Origin of the sequence: Mesorhizobium sp. M8A.F.Ca.ET.181.01.1.1 (genome assembly GCF_004792025.1) — a bacterium.
Lineage (GTDB): Bacteria > Pseudomonadota > Alphaproteobacteria > Rhizobiales > Rhizobiaceae > Mesorhizobium.
The window spans coordinates 167,930-186,699 of record NZ_SRTV01000007.1; the positions used below are offsets into that span (position 1 = coordinate 167,930).

Sequence of the window (18,770 nt, forward strand, 5' to 3'; positions counted from 1 at the left end):
TCGCACGCTACGTTCAATCATGTAAACTTGGGCCGGGGTAGAGGACGACCAGGAGGGCTTTTGGCACTTGCTGCCGGCAACACGACGCGTCTGTGGACGCTGGTCGCGAAGGAGTTCTGGCGCAAGACGCGCCGGCGCCTGCGTGCCGGGCCGGTCTATCGCTGGCGCTATTCCGGCCGCACGCCCGAACGCGTCCTGATCGCGCCGCCTGACCTGCGCCTCGCCGATCCGCAGATCGCACTCGAGATCTATTACGGCCGCTATCCCCTGTCTGGCCATCTGGTCGAGACCGGCGGCAAATCCCCTTTCCAGATCAATGTCCCCAATCACGGTTGGCAGAAGACCCTGCATGGCTTCCGCTGGCTGCGCCACATGCGCGCCGCCGGCACGGAGCTGGCCGCGGCAAACGCCCGCGCGCTCGTTTCCGACTGGATCACCATGCATGGCAGCCATATTTCGGGCATTGCCTGGGAGCCAGGCACGACGGCCAAACGCATCATCGCCTGGCTGCAGCATTCTTCCGTCGTGCTGCAGGGCGCCGAATTTCCCTTCTACCGGGCCTTCCTGAAATCGCTGGCGATGCAGATCCGCTATCTCAAGTCCATGGCGCGCGAAATGCCCGACGGCAAGGACCGGCTACGCGCTCGCATCGCGCTGGCATTCGCCGCACTGTCCCTGCCGGCGCCGGCCTCGGCGCTGCGCAGCGCCACCCGCAACCTCGCCGAAGAACTCAATCGCCAGATTCTTGCCGACGGCGGCCATGTCTCGCGCAATCCGATGGTGGTGCTGGAAATCCTCGCCGACCTTCTGCCGCTGCGGCAGACCTATGCCAACCAGGCCGAAGCGCCGCCGCAGGCGCTGATCGGCGCCATCGACCGCATGCTGCCGGCGCTGCGCTTCTTCCGCCATCAGGATGGCAGCCTCGCCCGCTTCAACGGCATGGGCGCCACCATCCATGACCGCATCGCCACCATCCTGCGCCACGACGACACTGCCGGCTCGCCGCTGCTGCATGCGCCGCATTCGGGCTATGAGCGGCTGGCGATCGGTGGCACCACGGTCATCGCCGATACCGGCCTGCCGCCGCCGGTCGACGTGTCCAATGCAGCCCATGCCGGCTGCCTCGCCTTCGAACTGTCGTCCGGGCGCCAGCATTACATCGTCAATGCCGGCATCGACACCTACGGCGCCGCCGAGTTCAGGCCGCTGGCCCGCGCCACCGCCGCGCATTCGACAGCCACCATCAACGACACGTCTTCGGCGCGTTTCACCCATGCGCTGCGGGTCAACGACCAGTTGGGTTCACCGCTAATCGGCGGCCCGCAGCAAGTGCAGTGCAAACGCATCGACCAGAAGGGCGTCCACGGCTTCATCGCCCGTCATGATGGCTATCTCCAGCGTTTCGGCTTCCTGCATGAGCGTGAACTGAAACTCTCCTCGGACGGCAATGTGCTGGCGGGCCGGGACCGGTTCCAGCGACCCGGCAACGCCGCGGTCCGCAACAACGGCCGCGATTTCATCACCGTGCGTTTTCACATCCATCCGGACATCAATCTGCTGCAGGACGAACAGGAGCGGCTGATCCTGACCGCCGATCAGGCCGACACCTGGGTGTTCACCTCCAGCGAAGTGATGCCCGAGGTGGAGGAATCGATCTATTTCGCCGGTCTGGGCGGTCCACGCCGCAGCCGCCAGATCGTGCTCGCTTTCAGGGCGTCCGAAATTGCCGAAGTCCATTGGCAGCTGACGCGGACAAAGATCACCGGTTATCCCGAAAACAACTGAGCTTGCGGCGGCAATGGCATGCCGTGAAAAAGCGAACGCTTGATTTCCGGGCCTCATGTGCTACGGCGCGGGCTTGCTCCTCCAGACTTGAAAGGCCGCCAGCCCATGGCCGTTCCTGCCAAGAACATTCCCGCCCCCGACCTCGTTCCGGTCCGCCGCGCGCTGCTGTCTGTCTTCGACAAGACCGGCATGCTCGACTTTGCCAGGGCGCTGGCCGCGGCCGGCGTCGAGCTGGTCTCCACTGGCGGCACGGCAAAAGCGATCGCCGAGGCCGGCATGGTGGTACGCGACGTCTCCGAGCTCACCGGCTTTCCCGAGATCATGGACGGCCGCGTCAAGACGCTGCACCCGTCGGTGCACGGCGCGCTGCTAGGCGTGCGCGATGATCCCGAGCATGCATTGGCGATGCGCAAATATGGCATCGAGCCGATCGATCTCGTCGTCTCCAATCTTTATCCCTTCGAGGAAGTCCGCCGCTCCGGCGCCGACTACGCGGCGATCGTCGAGAATATCGACATTGGCGGCCCGGCGATGATCCGCGCCTCGGCCAAGAACCACGCTTACGTCGCCATCGTCACCGATCCCGGCGACTACGCCGCGGTGCTCAACGCGCTGGAGATGAACATCGGCTCGCTGTCGCTGGATTTCCGCAAGAAGCTGGCGGCCAAGGCCTTCGCCCGCACCGCCACCTATGACGCGGCAATCTCGGGCTGGTTCGCCGAGGCGCTGGAGATCGAGCATCCGACCTGGCGCGCCTTCGGCGGCAGGCTGGCCGAAGTCATGCGCTATGGCGAGAACCCGCATCAGGGCGCCGGCTTCTATGTCAATGGCGACAAGCGGCCGGGCGTCGCCACGGCGCGGCAGCTGCAAGGCAAGCAGCTATCCTACAACAACATCAACGACACCGACGCCGCCTTCGAACTGGCCGGCGAGTTCGACCCCAACCGCTCGGCCGCCGTCGCCATCATCAAGCACGCCAATCCCTGCGGCGTCGCAGAGGGCGCGTCGCTGAAGGCGGCCTACGCCAAGGCGCTCGCCTGCGACCCGGTCTCGGCCTTCGGCGGCATCGTCGCCTTGAACCGCACCCTCGACGCCGAGGCGGCGCAGGAAATCGTGAAAACCTTCACCGAGGTGATCATCGCGCCCGACGCCACCGACGAGGCCGCGGCAATCATCGCCGCCAAGAAGAATTTGCGCCTGCTGGTCACCGGCGGCCTGCCCGATCCGCGCGCGGCCGGCACCACGGTCAAGTCGGTTTCCGGCGGCCTGCTCGTCCAGGGCCGCGACAACGCCGTGGTCGACGACCTCGAACTGAGGGTGGTGACGAAGCGCGCGCCGACGCCGGCCGAAATGGCCGACCTCAAATTCGCCTTCCGCGTCGCCAAGCACGTCAAGTCGAACGCCATCGTCTATGCCAGGGACGGCGCCACCGTCGGCATCGGCGCCGGCCAGATGAGCCGCGTCGATTCCTCACGCATCGCCGCCCGCAAGGCGCTCGACGCGGCGGAGGCCGCCGGGGTGACTGAGCCGCTGACCAGGGGCTCGGTGGTCGCTTCGGACGCCTTCTTCCCCTTCGCCGACGGCCTGCTGTCGGCCATCGAGGCCGGTGCCACGGCCGTGATCCAGCCGGGCGGTTCGATGCGCGACGACGACGTCATCGCCGCCGCGGATGAACATGGCATCGCCATGGTGTTCACGGGCGTGCGGCATTTCCGGCATTGAGCACCCCCATCCTTCTCCCCTTGTGGGAGAAGGAAGTGGCGCTGCTACTCAACCGGCCGATCCGCCGGATATGGCGTTCCAACCAGGATCGCCATGCCGATGCCGAGGAACAGGATGATCGCGGCCATGCCGAGCCGTGGCGAATCGCTGAGCGTGGTGATGGTCGCCACCATGAACGGCGCCAGGAAGCTGGTGGCCCGCCCGGCCAGCGCGTAGATGCCGAAATAGCGCCCGGATTCGGCGGCGGTGACGCTGCGCGCCATGTAGGAGCGCGACGAGGCCTGCACCGGACCGAAGGCGAGGCCGATCAAAAGGCCATACATGATGTATGCCTTTTCCGCGGCGGTGCCGAACAGCCCGCCTGAATCGGCGGTCGACAGCGGTATAAGGCCGAGCAGTGTGAAGCCCGGTCCGGTCGAGACGACGCCGACGGTGGCGACCGAAAGCATGACCAGCGCAACCATCACGACGTGCTTCGAGCCGAGCGCGGTATCGAGCCGCGCCGCGATCCAGCAGCCGAAGATGGCGACGACGTTGAGGATGATGCCGAACAGGCCGATCTCGGTGATCGACCAGTGGAACATGCCGGCCGCGAACGTGCCGCCCAGCGCCAGCAGCGCGTTGACGCCGTCCTGATAGATCATCCGCGCCGCGAGGAAGCGCAGGATGCCGCTGCGGTTGCGCACTTCGGCGAGTGTCGACTTGAGTTCCGACAGGCCCTCGCGCACCGCCGGCCCGATCGGGATGCCCTTGACGGCGTCGGGCGTGAAGAAAAACATCGGCAGGATGAACAGGAAATACCAGCCGGCCGACATCGGTCCGGTGAAGCGCGCGTCCTCGCCAAGCTTCGGATCGAGCCCGAACAGCGGGTCGATGCCGATAAGCGTCTTGCCGGTCTCCAGATTGCCTGCCAGGAACAGGACGACGAAGATCAGCGCGATCATACCGCCGAGATAGCCAAGTCCCCAGGCCATGTTGGAGATCCTGCCGATCTCGGCCTTCGGCACCAGGCGCGGCATCATGGAATCGTTGAACACGGTCGAGAACTCGGCCGCCACCGAAGCCAGCGAGAACAACAGCACGACCAGGAACAGGTTCGAACCGGGCGCGGCGAACCACAGCAGGGTGAGGCTGACGATCTTGATCGTCGCGAAGAAGGCGATCCACGGCTTGCGCGGCCCGGTCTGGTCGGCGATCGAACCGAGGATGGGCGACAGGATCGCGATGACCAGCCCCGCCGCGGCGATACCATAACCCCAGGCCGCCTGTCCGGCGGTCGGGTCGCTCGCCATGCGCGAGACGAAATACGGTCCGAAAATGAAGGTGGTGACGACGGTGAAGAACGGCTGCGCCGCCCAGTCGAAGAACATCCACCCCCAGATGCCGCGCCCCGACGCCCGCTGCACTGTCTCTACCGCCGCCATGCTGATTCCCCCGGCCCGCCCGCGTCGGGCGTCATGTCTGCATGTTTTTCATGGGCATGCAAACTGGCAAATGTTCGTGCCGCCCCTCACCTGCCTTTCGGCATCCTCTCCCCGTATAGAGACGGGGAGAGGGGCGCCGTCACTGCGGATTTCGCCAATCACCAGCGTCCCAAAAGAAGGCGCCGAGGCCGCGGCCAGCCCTTTCTCCCCGTCACTATGCGGGGAGAAATGCCCGGCAGGGCAATGAGGGGCGGCGCCGGCGTTTCGGAGATGCTCACATCCCCGTCAAATCGCTCATCAGCCCCGACGCGACCGACAGCCGCGACACGGTGATGTCGCCGCCTTCGGTCAACGCCTGCAGCCGTTCGCGGATGCGCGCCACCCGCTCGCCGCCCGCTTCGAGCCAGGCCGCCACCGGATCCGCGGCCTTGGCATGGCCGGTGAGCGCGGCCACCGCGATGCCGCGCCGCGCCGCGCCGATCGTGTCGGTGGCGCGGGACAGAGCGAGTTGATCATAATAGTCCGATGGCGTGATCGAGCGCGCCGCATCCTCGACGCGTGGGATGCGGAAGGCATCGCTGACGGCGAAGAACGCCTTGGCGGCCGCGACGATATCGGCACCGGAGGTGCGCGCCGTCAGCGCGATGTCGGGAATGAGCTCCGCCGCCTCGCTCATCGCCAGCTGCTCGGCGAGCTTTTCCGGAGCGCCCGCCTTGAACAGCCCGTGCCGCTTCTCCTCGATCCGCTCGCGCGAAAAAGCCGGCAGCAGCGATACCAGTTTGGGCTCCAGCGCCTTGCGTGCATCCTGTAACTCGGCGATGCGTTGGCCAAGCGATGCCGTGCCGGCATCGTTTTTCAGATACCAGCCGCTGCTCATATAGATAAGCCGGCTCACCATCTGGTAGAGATCGAGCTGCACCTGGCCGTCGATCTGGTTATCGAGCGCGTCGATCTCGCGATAGAGCGCCGGCAGCGCAAAGCCGTCGCGCACCACGGCAAAGGTGCGCACCACGTCGGCGGCGGTGCGCCCCGTCGCTTCCTGCAGCCGGTTGACGAAGGATGGGCCGCCGCGATTGACCAGATCGTTGGCGACGACTCGGGCGATGATCTCGCGGCGCAGCCGGTGGCCATGAATCTCGGAAGCGTATTTCTTCGCCATCCGGTCCGGGAAATAGCCCATCAGGTCGCGGTCGAAATGCGCATCATCCGGCACGTCGCTGGCGACGATGTCGGAAAACAGCACGATCTTGGCATAGGCGAGCAGCACGCCGAGTTCGGCCCGGGTCAGCGGCTCGCCGCGCGCCTCGCGCTCGGCAAGGGCCGCCGGCGACGGCAGCGTCTCGACCACGCGGTCGAGCAGGCCACGCGCCTCCAGCGCGGTCATGAAGCGGCTTTGATGCGCGATGTCGGCGAGGCCGCGCTTGCGGGCGATCGAAAGCGCCAGCGTCTGCTGGTAGTTGTTGGACAGCACCAGGCCGCCGACCTCGTCGGTCATTTCGGCCAGCAGCTTGTTGCGCGCCGGTCGCGTCAATGATCCCTTGCGCATGGCCGACGCCAGCGCGATCTTGATGTTGACCTCGACGTCGGAGCAGTTGACGCCGCCCGAATTGTCGATGGCGTCGGAATTGCAGCGGCCGCCATTCATGCCGAACTCGATGCGTGCCCGCTGCGTGACGCCGAGATTGGCGCCCTCGCCGATCACCTTGGCACGCACGTCGAGCGCCGTGATGCGGATGGCATCATTGGCGCGGTCGCCGACTTCGGCATTGGTTTCGGTCGATGCCCTGAGATAGGTGCCGATGCCGCCGAACCACAGGAGATCGACGGGCGCCTTGAGGATGGCGGTCATGATCTCGACCGGCGTGGCGGTCGTCTTGGCGAGGCCGATCGCGGCCGCCGCGGCAGCCGGCAAGGTGATCGACTTCTGGCTGCGCGAGACGATGACGCCGCCTTCCGACAGCTTGGTCTTGTCATAGTCCTGCCAGCTCGAACGCGGCAACGCGAACATCCGCTCGCGCTCGGCCATCGAGGCAGCCATGTCAGGATCGGGATCGATGAAGATGTCGCGATGGTCGAAGGCTGCGATCAGCCGCGTCTTCGGCGACAACAGCATGCCGTTGCCGAACACGTCGCCCGACATGTCGCCGACACCGACGACGGTGAAGGGCGAGGTCTGGATGTCGCGGTTCATCTCGCGGAAATGCCGCTTGACCGCTTCCCAGGCGCCCTTGGCGGTGATGCCCATCTTCTTGTGGTCGTAGCCGGCCGAACCGCCGCTGGCGAAGGCATCATCGAGCCAGAAGCCATGCTTTTCCGAGATGGCGTTGGCGGTGTCGGAGAAGGTTGCCGTGCCCTTGTCGGCGGCGACGACGAAATAGGGATCGTCCTGGTCGCGGCGCACGACACCGGCCGGCGGAATGACACCGTCCAGCCCGATATTGTCGGTGATCGACAAAAGGCTGGAGACGAAGTTCTTGTAGGCGGAGGTGCCGGCCTCGAAGATGGCGTCGCGTCCGGCGCTCATCGGCAGTTTCTTGGGATAGAAGCCGCCCTTGGCACCGACCGGCACGATGACGGCGTTCTTGACCTGCTGCGCCTTGACCAGGCCGAGCACTTCGGTGCGGTAGTCCTGGGCGCGGTCCGACCAGCGCAGGCCGCCGCGTGCGACCGGGCCGAAGCGCAGATGCAGGCCTTCGACCTCGGAACCGTAGACGAAGATTTCCCGCCATGGCCGCGGCGCCGGCAATCCCTCGACCGCTTGCGACTCGAGCTTGATCGCCAGCGACTGGCCTTTCTCTTTCGTATCGGCAACGAAATGATTGGTGCGCAGCGAGGCTTCGATCAGGTTCAGGTAGCGCCGTATGATCGTGTCGTCGTCGATGTTGGGGACATCTTCGAGCGCATCCTTGATCTTGGCCTTGAGGTGCTTGGCCGCCACCACGCCTTCCGTTTCCGCCGTCGGGCCGAGGCGGGCGATGAACAGGTCATGCAGGCCGCGCGCGATTTCGGGATAGCGGTTGAGGGCGGCGGCGATGAAATCCTGGCTCTGCGGAATGCCGACCTGCTGCAAATAGCGGCCATAGGCCCGCAGGATGGTAATCTCGCCCGACCACAGGCCGGCGGTTTGCGCAAGGCCGTTATAGCCGTCATTGTCGACGTCGCCGCGCCACACCGACAGGAACGCGTCCTCGAACAGCGCGCCGCCGTCGGCGAGGTCTATTCGCGCGCCGTAGCTGTTCTCCAGCTCCATGTCGTGGATGAAGACCATCCCGGAGGCTTGGTCGCCGACTGCGAAAGTCCGCTCGCTGATGACGCGGAAGCCGATGTTCTCCAGCACCGGAACGCGCCGCGACAACGCCACCGGACTGCCATGGTGATAGATTTTCAGCGCCGCCTGCTGCGGTTTCTGCCCGGTATGGCGGTAATAGTCGATGGCGATCGGATTGCTGGCGCTGATCTTGGCGATGCGCCCGGCATCGGCCAGCGCCACCGCCGCGCTGAACGAATCCCGGTAGCTTTCCGGCAGCCGCGCGGCGATGGCTTTCAACGCCGGGTCGCTGCCGTCGGCTTCGGCCGCATCGGCAAGCGCATCTTCCCAGGTGCGCACGATGTCGCGGATCGCCGCCTCGATCGTAGCCTGCTCGACCTTCGGCGTCTTGCCGCCGGACCGGCCGATGATGAAGTGCACACGCGCCAGCCCGCCTTCGGGGAAGGCCGGATAATAGGCCGACAGCCGGCCCTCGAATACGGTTTTCAGATAGGCGCCGATCTTCTCGCGCACGACGCTGTCGTAGCGGTCGCGCGGCACGAAGACGAGGATCGACACGAAACGATCGAACTGGTCGGCACGCACCAGCGCCCGCACGCGCGGCCGCTCGATCAGCCCGAGAATGGCAGCGGCATGCTTGCGCAGGATCGGCACCGGCACCTGGAACAGCTCGTCACGCGGATAGCTTTCCAGCACGTTGATCAGCGCCTTGCCGGAGTGATCGTGGCGGTCGAAACCCGACTTGGCGATAATGGTTTCGGCCTTGGACCTGAGATACGGGATCTTCATCACCGAGCGCGTGTAGGCGGTCGAGGTGAACAGGCCGACGATGCGCAGTTCGCCCGCCAACGTGCCCTTGGCGGTGTAGGTTTTGACGCCGATATAGTCGAGATAGATGCGCCGGTGCACCAAGGACTTGGCATTGGCCTTGGTGACGATCAGCGGCTCCGGTCCGTGCAGGAACGCGCGGATTTCCGGTGTCGTCGTCACTGCCTCGGTGCCGCGCCTCAGCACCAGCACGTCCGGGTCGGTCAGGATGCCGAGGCCGGGTTTTTCGGAGCGCTCCAGATTGCCGCTTTCCTCGCCGCCGATGTACTTGAATTCACGCATGCCGAGGAAGGTGAAATTGTCGTCGCGCAGCCACTCCAGGAAGGCTATGGCCTCGGCGACGCTCTTCTTGTCGAGCGGCACCGCAGAATAGCGGAATTCGGAGATGGCCTGATCGAGCCGGGCGAGCATCGGCCGCCAGTCGTTGACCGCGGCGTGGACCTGGCCAAGCATCTTGCGCAACCGCTCGGTCAAGCCATTTGCCTGTGCTGACGTCAACCGGGGAATGTGCACATGGATCACGCTCAGCCGGTCGTGGCTGCCGTCGTCCTTGGCGAAATTGCCATCGCCGAGGATTTCGTCCACACCCGTTTTGCCATGGCGAACCGTGATCACCGGATGGGTGACCAGGGTCGGTCCCCCTGATGTCTCCGTGACTTCGCCGAGGATGGAATCGAACAGGAACGGCATGTTGTCGTTGACGACCGTGATGACCGTCACCGGGCGGCCTTCGCGAACGACGCCCGAATCGGCTTCGACGGCGACGACGCACTCACCCTTTTTGTGGCCGGCGACCGCCTTGCCGGCGAGATCGGCGGCGCGTTCGAGGTCGGCCACGTCATAGGCGGCGATATCCTCAGCCGGCGCGCGGGCGAGCAGATAGTCGGCAAGCCTGGCCGGTCTGTCCTCCGTCTTCGCCGCCGTTGCCTTCTTCTTCGACTTAGCTGCGGACTTCACGCTGGCCATGACGCTTCTTCCCTCCCGTCGCATGCTTTTGCGACTATGGTAGCAGATGACCGCTGTTTGGCGACAAAGGTTTGACGGCTTGCCAAGAATTATCGGAATTCGGCGGCAGGCCATCGCGTGACGAGGAGAAATGATCCATGACAGGCAAAATCACCGCGCTTGACCTGGCCCCGGCAGAGCCGAGCGAACCTACAAAAGCCTATTTCGCCAAATGCGAGGAGAAGCTCGGCCTCGTCCCCAACGTCCTCAGGGCCTATGCCTTCGACGACAAGAAGCTGCGCGCCTTCACCGACATGTACAATGATTTGATGCTGGGCGAATCCGGCCTGTCGAAACTGGAACGCGAGATGATCGCGGTCGCCGTCTCCTCCATCAACCACTGCTACTATTGCCTGACCGCGCATGGCGCGGCGGTGCGCCAGCTCTCGGGCGACCCCTTGCTTGGCGAGACGATGGTGATGAATTTCCGCGCCGCCGACCTTTCGCCGAAGCAAACGGCGATGCTCGAATTCGCCGTCAAGCTGACCGAAGAACCGGCCAGGATCGTCGAGGCCGACCGCGCGGCGCTGCGCCAGGCAGGCTTCAGCGACCGCGACATCTGGGACATCGCCTCGACCGCGGCCTTCTTCAACATGTCGAACCGCGTCGCGGCGGCAATCGACATGCGGCCCAACGACGAATACCACGCCATGGCGCGATAGGGCCACGCGGGCTGCACCGTCAGTCCTGCTCTCATCAAGCGTTGACAGGCGAATGCAGCCAGTTAGTTTTCCGGGAAACAAAATTTCCGAGGGGTGAAACTTCGTGCCCGAGGCTAACGCTTCGAGAATAGGAGCCCTTATGCTTGAGCGAATTGCCCAACCCCGGATTTTTCTCTGCGCCCTGACCATGACACTGGCGCTCGCCACCCCACCCGCTCATGCCTTCGAGGCAGCGACCACCTATCAGCCCATTTTCGAGACCGCGGCAGCCAAGACAGTAACGTTGACCGGGCATGACCTGACTATCGATCAGGTCATCGACATCGCCCGCAACGGCGCCAAGGTCGAGCTTAGCCCGGAAGCGCTGCAGCGCTCGGCGGATGCCTATGGCCTGCTGCTCGAGGGTGCGGCCGAAGGTATCACGATCTACTGGTTCAACCGTGGCGCCGGCGATCAGCGCGAAACGGTGATCTTCTCCGGCGATCCGACGACGCCGGAAAACAGCAAGCTCCTCAAGGAGCAGCAGCTCGCCCGCTTCAAGGGCGGGGTCAACAGAGGCTACGGGCCGGAACTGCAGGAAGAAGCGCTGGTGCGCGCGATCATGGCGATCCGCGCCAACACCATGTCCTACGAAGCCGCCAGCCCGCAGCTGACGCATATGCTTGTCGACATGCTGAACAAGCGGGTGACGCCGGTGGTGCAATCGCGCGGCACGCTCGGCGAAGGCGACCTCGCGACACTCGGCAATATCGGCGCGACGATGGTCGGCGAGGGCGAGGCCTATTTCAACGGCACACGCATGCCCGCCTCCCAGGCCCTCTCCCAGGCCGGCCTGAAGCCGCTCGAACCCTTCGCCGCCGACCAGGCCGCGCTGATCAGCACCAATGCCTATGCCCAGGCGCAAGCCGTGCTCTTGCTCGAGGACGCGCGAAAACTGCTGGAATGGACCGACCTCAGCTACGCCATGGGGCTCAACGGCATGAACTCCAGCGTGACGCCGATATCGGTGCCGGTGCAATCCATGCGGCCTTACCCGTGGCTGACATGGGACGCGGCGAGGATCATGGACATGATCAAGGGCAGCTATCTCTTCGACGAGGATCCGGCCCGCATCATCCAGGACCCGGAAAGCATGCGCGCCTCCAGCCAGCGCCAGGGCTCGGCCTGGCATGCCTGGGCGGATCTGCGCCAATCCGTGCTGCTTTCGATCAATTCGTCGGATCACAATCCGGCCATCCTGCCGGGCCTGACGCCGCAGAGCTCGCCGGAGCTGAGCACGCCGCAATTCATGAAATATTACATCAAGGGCGGGCCGCTGAGTAACGGCAAGTCCGGCTATATCTTCTCCAACGCCAACTGGGATCCCTATCCCATGGCCAATCAGGTCGAGGCTTTCACCATCTCGCTGACCAATCTTGGCGTCGCGGTGGCGCAGCGCATCGAGCGCTTCCGCAACCCCTTCTTCACCGTGGTCAAGCCGGCCGATGTGCTGAAGCCCGAAGAGCGCAAGGACATCCCGACCTTCGACGGCTATCTGCCGACCGATCTCTGGCAGGAGCTGGCCGACCTCGGCACCCCGGTGACGCCGAATGGCCAAGCGATCGTCGCCACCGTCGAGGACCTGGAAGCGCAAACCCGCATCAAGACGCAACGCGCCCGTGAGGCGGTCGACGTGTCGTTCCACCTGCTGGCGCAGGACCTGTTGACGGCAAGCTATTGGATGGAAATCCGCAAGGCGCAGAACCCGCAGCGGAAATTCGGCGCAGCGCCAACCGCGGCACTCGAGGCGCTGCGCCAGGTAATCCCCTGGCATCAGGCGGCATCGGAACGGCAAAAGCGGCCGCTCGGCATGGTCGGCTACGATTTCATGCAGGAGAACCCGGCTTCGAAATTCTATTCCGGCGGGCCGCTGGCCCCGAAGAGTGCTTCACTTCCGGCGGCCGGCGTTCTGCCCAACTGATGAGCTTGCCGCAAGGCGGTATTCCAGGAGCCGGCGCGCCACCCTTCAGAATGGCAGGAGGGCGCAAGGCGATCACCTCGCGGCAGCACGAATATTAGCGATTGCGTATTTTCGTTGCCCACTCGTCATTTTGGTCCGATGATCGGCATGCGGCATGACCGCATGCCGGTTCGATGCCGCTCATCAAGGGAGGAGAACATGGCGAAGTTTCTCTACGTCTATCACGGCTCCGGCAAGATGCCGACGAGCGACTCCGAGCGAAAGGCGATGACCGACGCCTGGACCGACTGGTTCGGAAAACTCGGCTCGGCCGTGGTCGAGCGCGGCAATCCTGTCGGCATGTCGAAGACGGTGCTGCCCGGCGGCAAGGTCGAAAACAATGGCGGCAGCAACCCGACCGGCGGCTACTCGATCATCGAGGCCAGGGATATCGACGAAGCCGCCGAGAAGGCCAAGGGCTGCCCGATGCTGGCCATGCCAAACTGCAACGTCGAGATCGCCCCCATCATCAACATGATGGGCTGACGGGTCGCCTCAAGAGCGCGCCGCGATGGCCGCCGCGGCACCGGCCATCGTCGTGGCGCTGACGCGGTTGGCGATCTTCATGGCGCGCTTGCTCCTGAGCAGTTTGCGCGCCTGCGAGGCGGCGAGCACCCAGGCGAGATCGATGGCGATCAGCACCACCGCCATGGTCGCCGTCAGTTCGACCCAGCCGACGAGACTGACCGAAGCGAGGTCGATGATGGTCGGCAACAGCGCCAGGTAGAACATCATGATCTTGGGATTGCCGAGCGTGACAGCCATGCCGGCGAAGAAAAGCTTCGCCGGCGAGTCTTCACGCGGCATCTCGCCCTCCTTGGCATCGACGGGCGCCGTCCACATCTTCCAGGCGAGGTAGGCGAGATAGGCGACGCCAGCCCATTTCACCGCGACGAAAGCGAGATGGAAGGTCTGCGCCACCACGGCAAGCCCGAACACCGCCAGCGAAAGCCAGATGCCTTCGCCGATCCACATGGCAAGCAGGAACGGGAACACGTCGCGAAAGCCCTTCGAAATGACGCGTGCGACGAGCGCCGCGATCGATGGACCGGGCGAACCGGCGGCCACGAACAAGGCGGCGGCGAAGATCAGGAGCGAGGTGAGGTGCATGGCGAGGGTCTCTGTCTGGCAACCTTTGAAGCCTGACACTAGCGCAAGCGATCGAGCTGCGGTAGCGCCGACAAAATGACGCTTGTCCGCGCGGCGTCACGCCGCTAGAAGGGCCGCCGCGAAACAATTTCGAGCTTCACTTTGCCTCAGTAACCGCCGGTCTCGTCAACTCCCCCGACACACCTGCATGGCGCCGCATCAGCAGTGCCTGTTTCATTTTTCATGTGTTCCTCTGGGCGGCGGTTCGAGACCGGTTTGGCACTGCTGAACCGCTGTCGCGCGCTTTTCGCCCAGCGACACCTGACTTCACGATCTCCGCAGCCACCCGCCACGCCGCGCCCGCACGGGCATCTCGACATCGCCGACCGGATGAACTTCCCGACGGGAAGGACTTACCGGCATGTCTTCTATCCTGCGCATCCACTGGACGATCGCGCCTGAAATCGCACCGCGCCCATTGATCAACTGCAATCGCTGCGGCGGCGTGAAAGCCTATCGCTGCAGCGGGAAATTCCGCGTCAACGCCAATGGCAAGCGCATCGACGTCTGGCTGATCTATCGTTGCGCCGACTGCGACAATTCCTGGAATTTCGGCATTTTCGAACGCTGCAACCGCCGTGACATCGAGCCGGCGCTGCTCGCGGCGCTCGAGAGCAACGATCCGGAGTTGGCACGTCGCCATGCCTTCGACATCGTCGCCCTGCGCGACCAGGTTGGGCGCGTCGAGGAATTCCCTGATGCCGCCGTGCGCAAACAGGTGATCGGCGGGATGAAGCAGGGCGCGACGGCGCTGGAACTCCGGCTGGGTTTGGAAGTGCCGATATCGCTGAGGCTCGACCGCTTGCTGGCCAGCGAATTCGGCATCTCGCGATCGCGGCTCCAGGCGCTGGAGGAGCGACGGCTGCTGGCCGTTGATCCCGAGGGGAGCAAAGCCCTTCGCAAGCCAGCCCGCGAGGGGACGACGATCCGCGTCAATCTTGCCAGCGAACCAGATCGGCAGGCCATCATCCTGGCCGCTGGGGGATGAAAAAGGGGCGAGGCACCGATGTGCCTCGCCCCTTCCGTCAGTTCCGTAAAATGGAAAATTACGCCGCGCCGACCGCCTTCGACGACTTCTCGAAGCGCTTGCGCTCGTTCGGGTCGAGATAGAGCTTGCGCAGGCGAATAGTCTTCGGCGTCACCTCGACCAGCTCGTCGTCCTGGATCCAGGCCAGCGCGCGCTCCAGCGTCATGCGGATCGGCGGGGTGAGCTTGACCGCTTCATCCTTGCCGGCGGCGCGGATGTTAGTCAGCTTCTTGCCCTTCAGCACGTTCACTTCGAGGTCGTTGTCCCTACTGTGGATGCCGATGATCATGCCCTGATAGACCTTGACGCCCGGATCGATGACCATCGGGCCACGGTCTTCCAGGTTCCACATGGCGTAGGCGACCGACTCGCCCTGCTCGTTGGAGATCAGCACGCCGTTGGTGCGGCCGGGCAATTCGCCCTTGTAGGGCTCGTAGGCATGGAACAGCCGGTTCATCACGGCGGTGCCGCGCGTGTCGGTCAACAATTCCGACTGGTAACCGATCAGGCCGCGCGTCGGCGCGTGGAAGACGATGCGCTGGCGGTTGCCGCCCGAGGGCCGCAGCTCGACCATTTCGGCCTTGCGCTCCGACATCTTCTGCACGACGACGCCGGCATGCTCCTCGTCGACGTCGATGACGACTTCCTCGACCGGCTCCAGCAATTCGCCGTTCTCGCCCTTCTGCATGACGACGCGCGGACGCGACACGGCGATTTCGAAGCCTTCGCGGCGCATGGTCTCGATCAGCACGGCGAGCTGCAATTCGCCACGTCCGGAGACGAAGAACGAATCCTTGTCGGGCGATTCCTCGATCTTCAGCGCGACATTGCCTTCGGCCTCGCGCAGCAGCCGGTCGCGGATGACGCGGCTGGTCACCTTGTCGCCTTCGGTGCCGGCGAGCGGGCTGTCGTTGACGAGGAAGGACATGGTCACGGTCGGCGGGTCGATCGGCTGCGCATGCAGCGCCTCGGTCACCGCCAGGTCGCAGAACGTGTCGGCGACGGTCCCCTTGGACAGGCCGGCAATGGCAACGATGTCACCTGCCTGCGCCTCTTCGATCGGCTGGCGCTCGAGGCCCCGGAAAGCAAGGATCTTCGAAATGCGGCCGGTTTCGATCTGGGTGCCATCATTGTGCAGCACCTTGACCGCCTGGTTCGACTTCAGCGTGCCGCTCTCGATGCGGCCGGTGATGATGCGGCCGAGGAACGGGTTGGCTTCCAGGATGGTGCCGATCATGCGGAACGGGCCGGGATGAACGGTCGGCGCCGGGACATGCTTGATGACGAGGTCGAACAGCGGCGCAAGCTGCTGGTCCTTCGGGCCTTCGGGATTTTCCGACACCCAGCCGTCGCGGCCCGAACCATAGAGGATCGGGAAGTCGAGCTGCTCGTCGGTGGCATCGAGCGCGGCGAACAGGTCGAACACCTCGTTGACCACCTCGACATGGCGGGCGTCGGGACGGTCGATCTTGTTGATGACGACGATCGGCTTCAAACCGACCTTCAGCGCCTTGCCGACGACGAACTTGGTCTGCGGCATCGGCCCTTCGGCGGCGTCGACCAGCACGATGGCCGAATCCACCATCGAGAGGATGCGCTCGACCTCACCGCCGAAATCGGCGTGGCCGGGGGTGTCGACGATGTTGATGCGGGTGTCCTTCCAGTCGACCGAGGTCGCCTTGGCCAGGATGGTGATGCCGCGTTCCTTTTCGAGGTCGTTGGAATCCATGGCGCGCTCGGCGACGCGCTGGTTGTCTCGGAAAGACCCGGATTGCTTCAAAAGCTGGTCGACCAGGGTGGTCTTTCCATGGTCGACGTGCGCGATGATCGCGATATTACGGAGGTTCATGATTCTGGTCTCGGAAGCGTTGCAGGCAGCAGGCCAAAGGCGCTGCCTCTTTCGGTTGCGCGGCTCATACAGGGTTTTTCGCAGTTGCGAAAGGGGAAGCGCGACACCAAATACTCATCAAATCTTAAGCATCTGCGTGTGAAATGATTTTGTTAACCAAGGCGGGAACCTTTGAGGGCCCGGACAGTTCGAACGTCATGACCGATAAACTCAACCGATTTTGGCCGCTGATCGCGTCCGCCGCCTTTGCCGTCCTGCTGGCGGCCAATGCCGCGCAATCGGCCGCGACGCTGAAGGAAGCGCGTGCTGTCCTACCGGCTGACGCGCCTTCCGCGCAACAGGCCTTTGCCGACGCACCCGATGGCGTCGACCCGGTGGTGACCGGCCCGGTCAGCGCCGCCTTCAAGCAGAGACAGGCCAGCGCCAATTGTGATGCGGCGGTTTGGCCCAACATTCCGATGGTCTGCTATCCGGATTGAGATGCCTTGCGCTGCCCGCGCCGCTGCCGATCTCCTCGTGGGGGAATGTCCGGCAGGACAGAGGGGAAGCGCCACCCTTGAGTTAATTTCTCGATCACCAAGAACCTGGCGTCGGCATACTCTTGCAATTGGGTCAGAAAGGTCGGCGGGACAGCGCCCCCCTTTGACCTGCCGGGCATCCCCCCACAAGTGGGGAGATCGCCAAAATCGCCGGCCGCCTCAAGCCGGCTGCGGTTCCGGATCGAAAGCCGGCCGGCTGGTGTTGATCAGGAGCGAAATACAGGCGGCGGCGATCGCCGTCATGCCGGCAATCAGGAACGCCAGTTCGTAATTGCCCTGCAGTTCGCGCATCGTACCGCCGAAGGCAGCGGCGGTGGCGGCACCCACCTGGTGACCGGCGACGATCCAGCCGAACACGATCGGCCCGCTACGGTCGCCGAAGGCTTCGTTGGCGAGCCGCAGCGTCGGCGGCACGGTGGCGATCCAGTCGAGACCATAGAGCACCGCGAAGATGATCAGGCTGGTCGCCGAGAAGCCGGAATAGGGCAGGTAGATGAGCGAGAGACCACGCACCGCGTAGTAGACGCCAAGCAGCTTGCGCGGGTCGTAACGGTCGGTGAGCCATCCTGACAGCGTCGTGCCGATCAGGTCGAAAATGCCCATCATCGACAACAGGCCGGCCGCTTGCACCTCGCCGATGCCCATGTCGCCGCAGAACGCGATCAGATGTGTGCCGACGAGACCGTTGGTGGTGAAGCCACAGACGAAGAAGGTGGCGAACAGGTACCAGAACACCCGCGTGCCGGCGGCCCGGCGCAACGTGTTGAGCGTATGCGCCAGGAAGTTGCCTTGTGACGCGGGCGAAGTCGGCGGCACATCATCCGCCTCTGCGCCATAACGCACCATGCCGATCGAGGCCGGGCGCTCCGGCACCAGCAGCCAGACCAGAGGGATCAACGCCGCGGTCGCGATCGCGACGGCGATGACGACAGGCTGCCAGCCGCCTGCCTGCGCAAGCGAGGCGATCAGCGGCAGGAAAATCAGCATGCCGGTGGCACTGGAGGCCGACATCAGCCCCATGACAAGGCCGCGATTGGTCTTGAACCAGCGGTTGACGATGGTGGCACCCAGCACACTGGCGACGGCCCCAGATCCGATGCCGGAAAAAACGCCCCAGGTGATGAACAGATGCCAGGGCTTGGTCATCAGCAGGCTGAGCCCGGTCGAAGCCGACATCACCACCAGCGACGCAAGCTGCGTGCGGCGCAGCCCGATGCGTTCCATCAGCGCCGCGGCGAACGGACCGGTCAGCCCATAGAGCAGGATGCCTACGCCTGCGGCCAATGAAATGACGTCGCGCCGCCAGCCGAAGCTGTTTTCCAGCGGCAGCATCATGACGGACGGCGCGGAGCGCAGGCCGGCCGCGATCAGCAGGCAGAGGAAGATGACGCCAACCACGACGAAAGCGTAGCGCTGGCCAAACGGACGGGATTGAGCTATCATGTTACTGACCGGTACGTTGCAAGGTGGGAGTATGTATACGTACCGATCGGTAACATTGTCAATCGAGTCC

12 protein-coding genes are annotated in these 18,770 nt (G+C 64.5%); 7 read left to right on the forward strand and 5 right to left on the reverse strand.

Features of this window, described 5'->3' with window-relative positions:
* Positions 1 to 60 precede the first annotated feature (60 nt).
* Positions 61 to 1,785: a heparinase II/III family protein gene (locus EN824_RS23925; protein ID WP_127280849.1), complete on the forward strand. Its 1,725-nt coding sequence runs from the start codon at positions 61 to 63 to the stop codon at positions 1,783 to 1,785.
* A gap of 105 nt (positions 1,786 to 1,890) precedes the next feature.
* Positions 1,891 to 3,507 (forward strand): bifunctional phosphoribosylaminoimidazolecarboxamide formyltransferase/IMP cyclohydrolase, encoded by a 1,617-nt coding sequence (purH, locus tag EN824_RS23930; RefSeq protein WP_135932756.1) that lies wholly within the window; start codon positions 1,891 to 1,893, stop codon positions 3,505 to 3,507.
* A 44-nt stretch (positions 3,508 to 3,551) separates the two neighbouring features.
* Here the strand turns inward: purH and EN824_RS23935 are convergent, their stop codons facing one another.
* Together EN824_RS23935 and EN824_RS23945 are read right to left on the reverse strand one after the other, a co-directional pair.
* A complete protein-coding gene (locus EN824_RS23935) occupies positions 3,552 to 4,931 on the reverse strand; it encodes an MFS transporter (RefSeq protein ID WP_127278614.1) in 1,380 nt (459 codons plus the stop codon).
* Positions 4,932 to 5,205: 274 nt separating this feature from the next.
* The gene (locus tag EN824_RS23945; protein WP_135863325.1) at positions 5,206 to 9,993 is read right to left on the reverse strand and encodes an NAD-glutamate dehydrogenase; all 4,788 of its coding nucleotides are present in this window, start codon (positions 9,991 to 9,993) and stop codon (positions 5,206 to 5,208) included.
* A gap of 137 nt (positions 9,994 to 10,130) precedes the next feature.
* Here EN824_RS23945 and EN824_RS23950 point away from each other — a divergent pair, with 137 nt between their 5' ends.
* The 3 genes from EN824_RS23950 (at position 10,131) to EN824_RS23960 (ending at position 13,179) form a co-directional block, all read left to right on the forward strand.
* Entirely contained in the window at positions 10,131 to 10,694 is a 564-nt protein-coding gene (locus EN824_RS23950) for a peroxidase-related enzyme (protein ID WP_127278616.1), read from the forward strand.
* 139 nt (positions 10,695 to 10,833) lie between these two features.
* A complete protein-coding gene (locus tag EN824_RS23955) occupies positions 10,834 to 12,654 on the forward strand; it encodes an aromatic amino acid ammonia-lyase (protein ID WP_135932757.1) in 1,821 nt (606 codons plus the stop codon).
* Between the two features lie 198 nt (positions 12,655 to 12,852).
* Positions 12,853 to 13,179 carry a YciI family protein gene (locus tag EN824_RS23960; protein ID WP_127278718.1) on the forward strand — a complete coding sequence of 109 codons (327 nt, stop codon included), beginning with the start codon at positions 12,853 to 12,855 and terminating at the stop codon, positions 13,177 to 13,179.
* Between the two features lie 9 nt (positions 13,180 to 13,188).
* Here EN824_RS23960 and EN824_RS23965 read toward each other — a convergent pair whose 3' ends face one another.
* Entirely contained in the window at positions 13,189 to 13,803 is a 615-nt protein-coding gene (locus EN824_RS23965; protein ID WP_127278719.1) for a LysE family translocator, read from the reverse strand.
* A gap of 400 nt (positions 13,804 to 14,203) precedes the next feature.
* Here EN824_RS23965 and EN824_RS23970 point away from each other — a divergent pair, with 400 nt between their 5' ends.
* Positions 14,204 to 14,830, forward strand: coding sequence for a DUF1062 domain-containing protein (locus EN824_RS23970; protein ID WP_135932758.1), 627 nt, complete (start codon positions 14,204 to 14,206; stop codon positions 14,828 to 14,830).
* Positions 14,831 to 14,888: 58 nt separating this feature from the next.
* Here the strand turns inward: EN824_RS23970 and typA are convergent, their stop codons facing one another.
* Positions 14,889 to 16,718, reverse strand: a complete 1,830-nt coding sequence (gene typA, locus EN824_RS23975; protein ID WP_027145159.1) for a translational GTPase TypA — start codon at positions 16,716 to 16,718, stop codon at positions 14,889 to 14,891.
* Positions 16,719 to 16,915: 197 nt separating this feature from the next.
* Here typA and EN824_RS23980 point away from each other — a divergent pair, with 197 nt between their 5' ends.
* A complete protein-coding gene (locus EN824_RS23980; RefSeq protein ID WP_245464393.1) occupies positions 16,916 to 17,197 on the forward strand; it encodes a hypothetical protein in 282 nt (93 codons plus the stop codon).
* A gap of 219 nt (positions 17,198 to 17,416) precedes the next feature.
* On the opposite strand, the gene EN824_RS23985 is transcribed toward EN824_RS23980, so the two are convergent.
* Positions 17,417 to 18,700, reverse strand: coding sequence for an MFS transporter (locus EN824_RS23985; protein WP_189522217.1), 1,284 nt, complete (start codon positions 18,698 to 18,700; stop codon positions 17,417 to 17,419).
* Between the last annotated feature and the right edge of the window lie 70 nt (positions 18,701 to 18,770).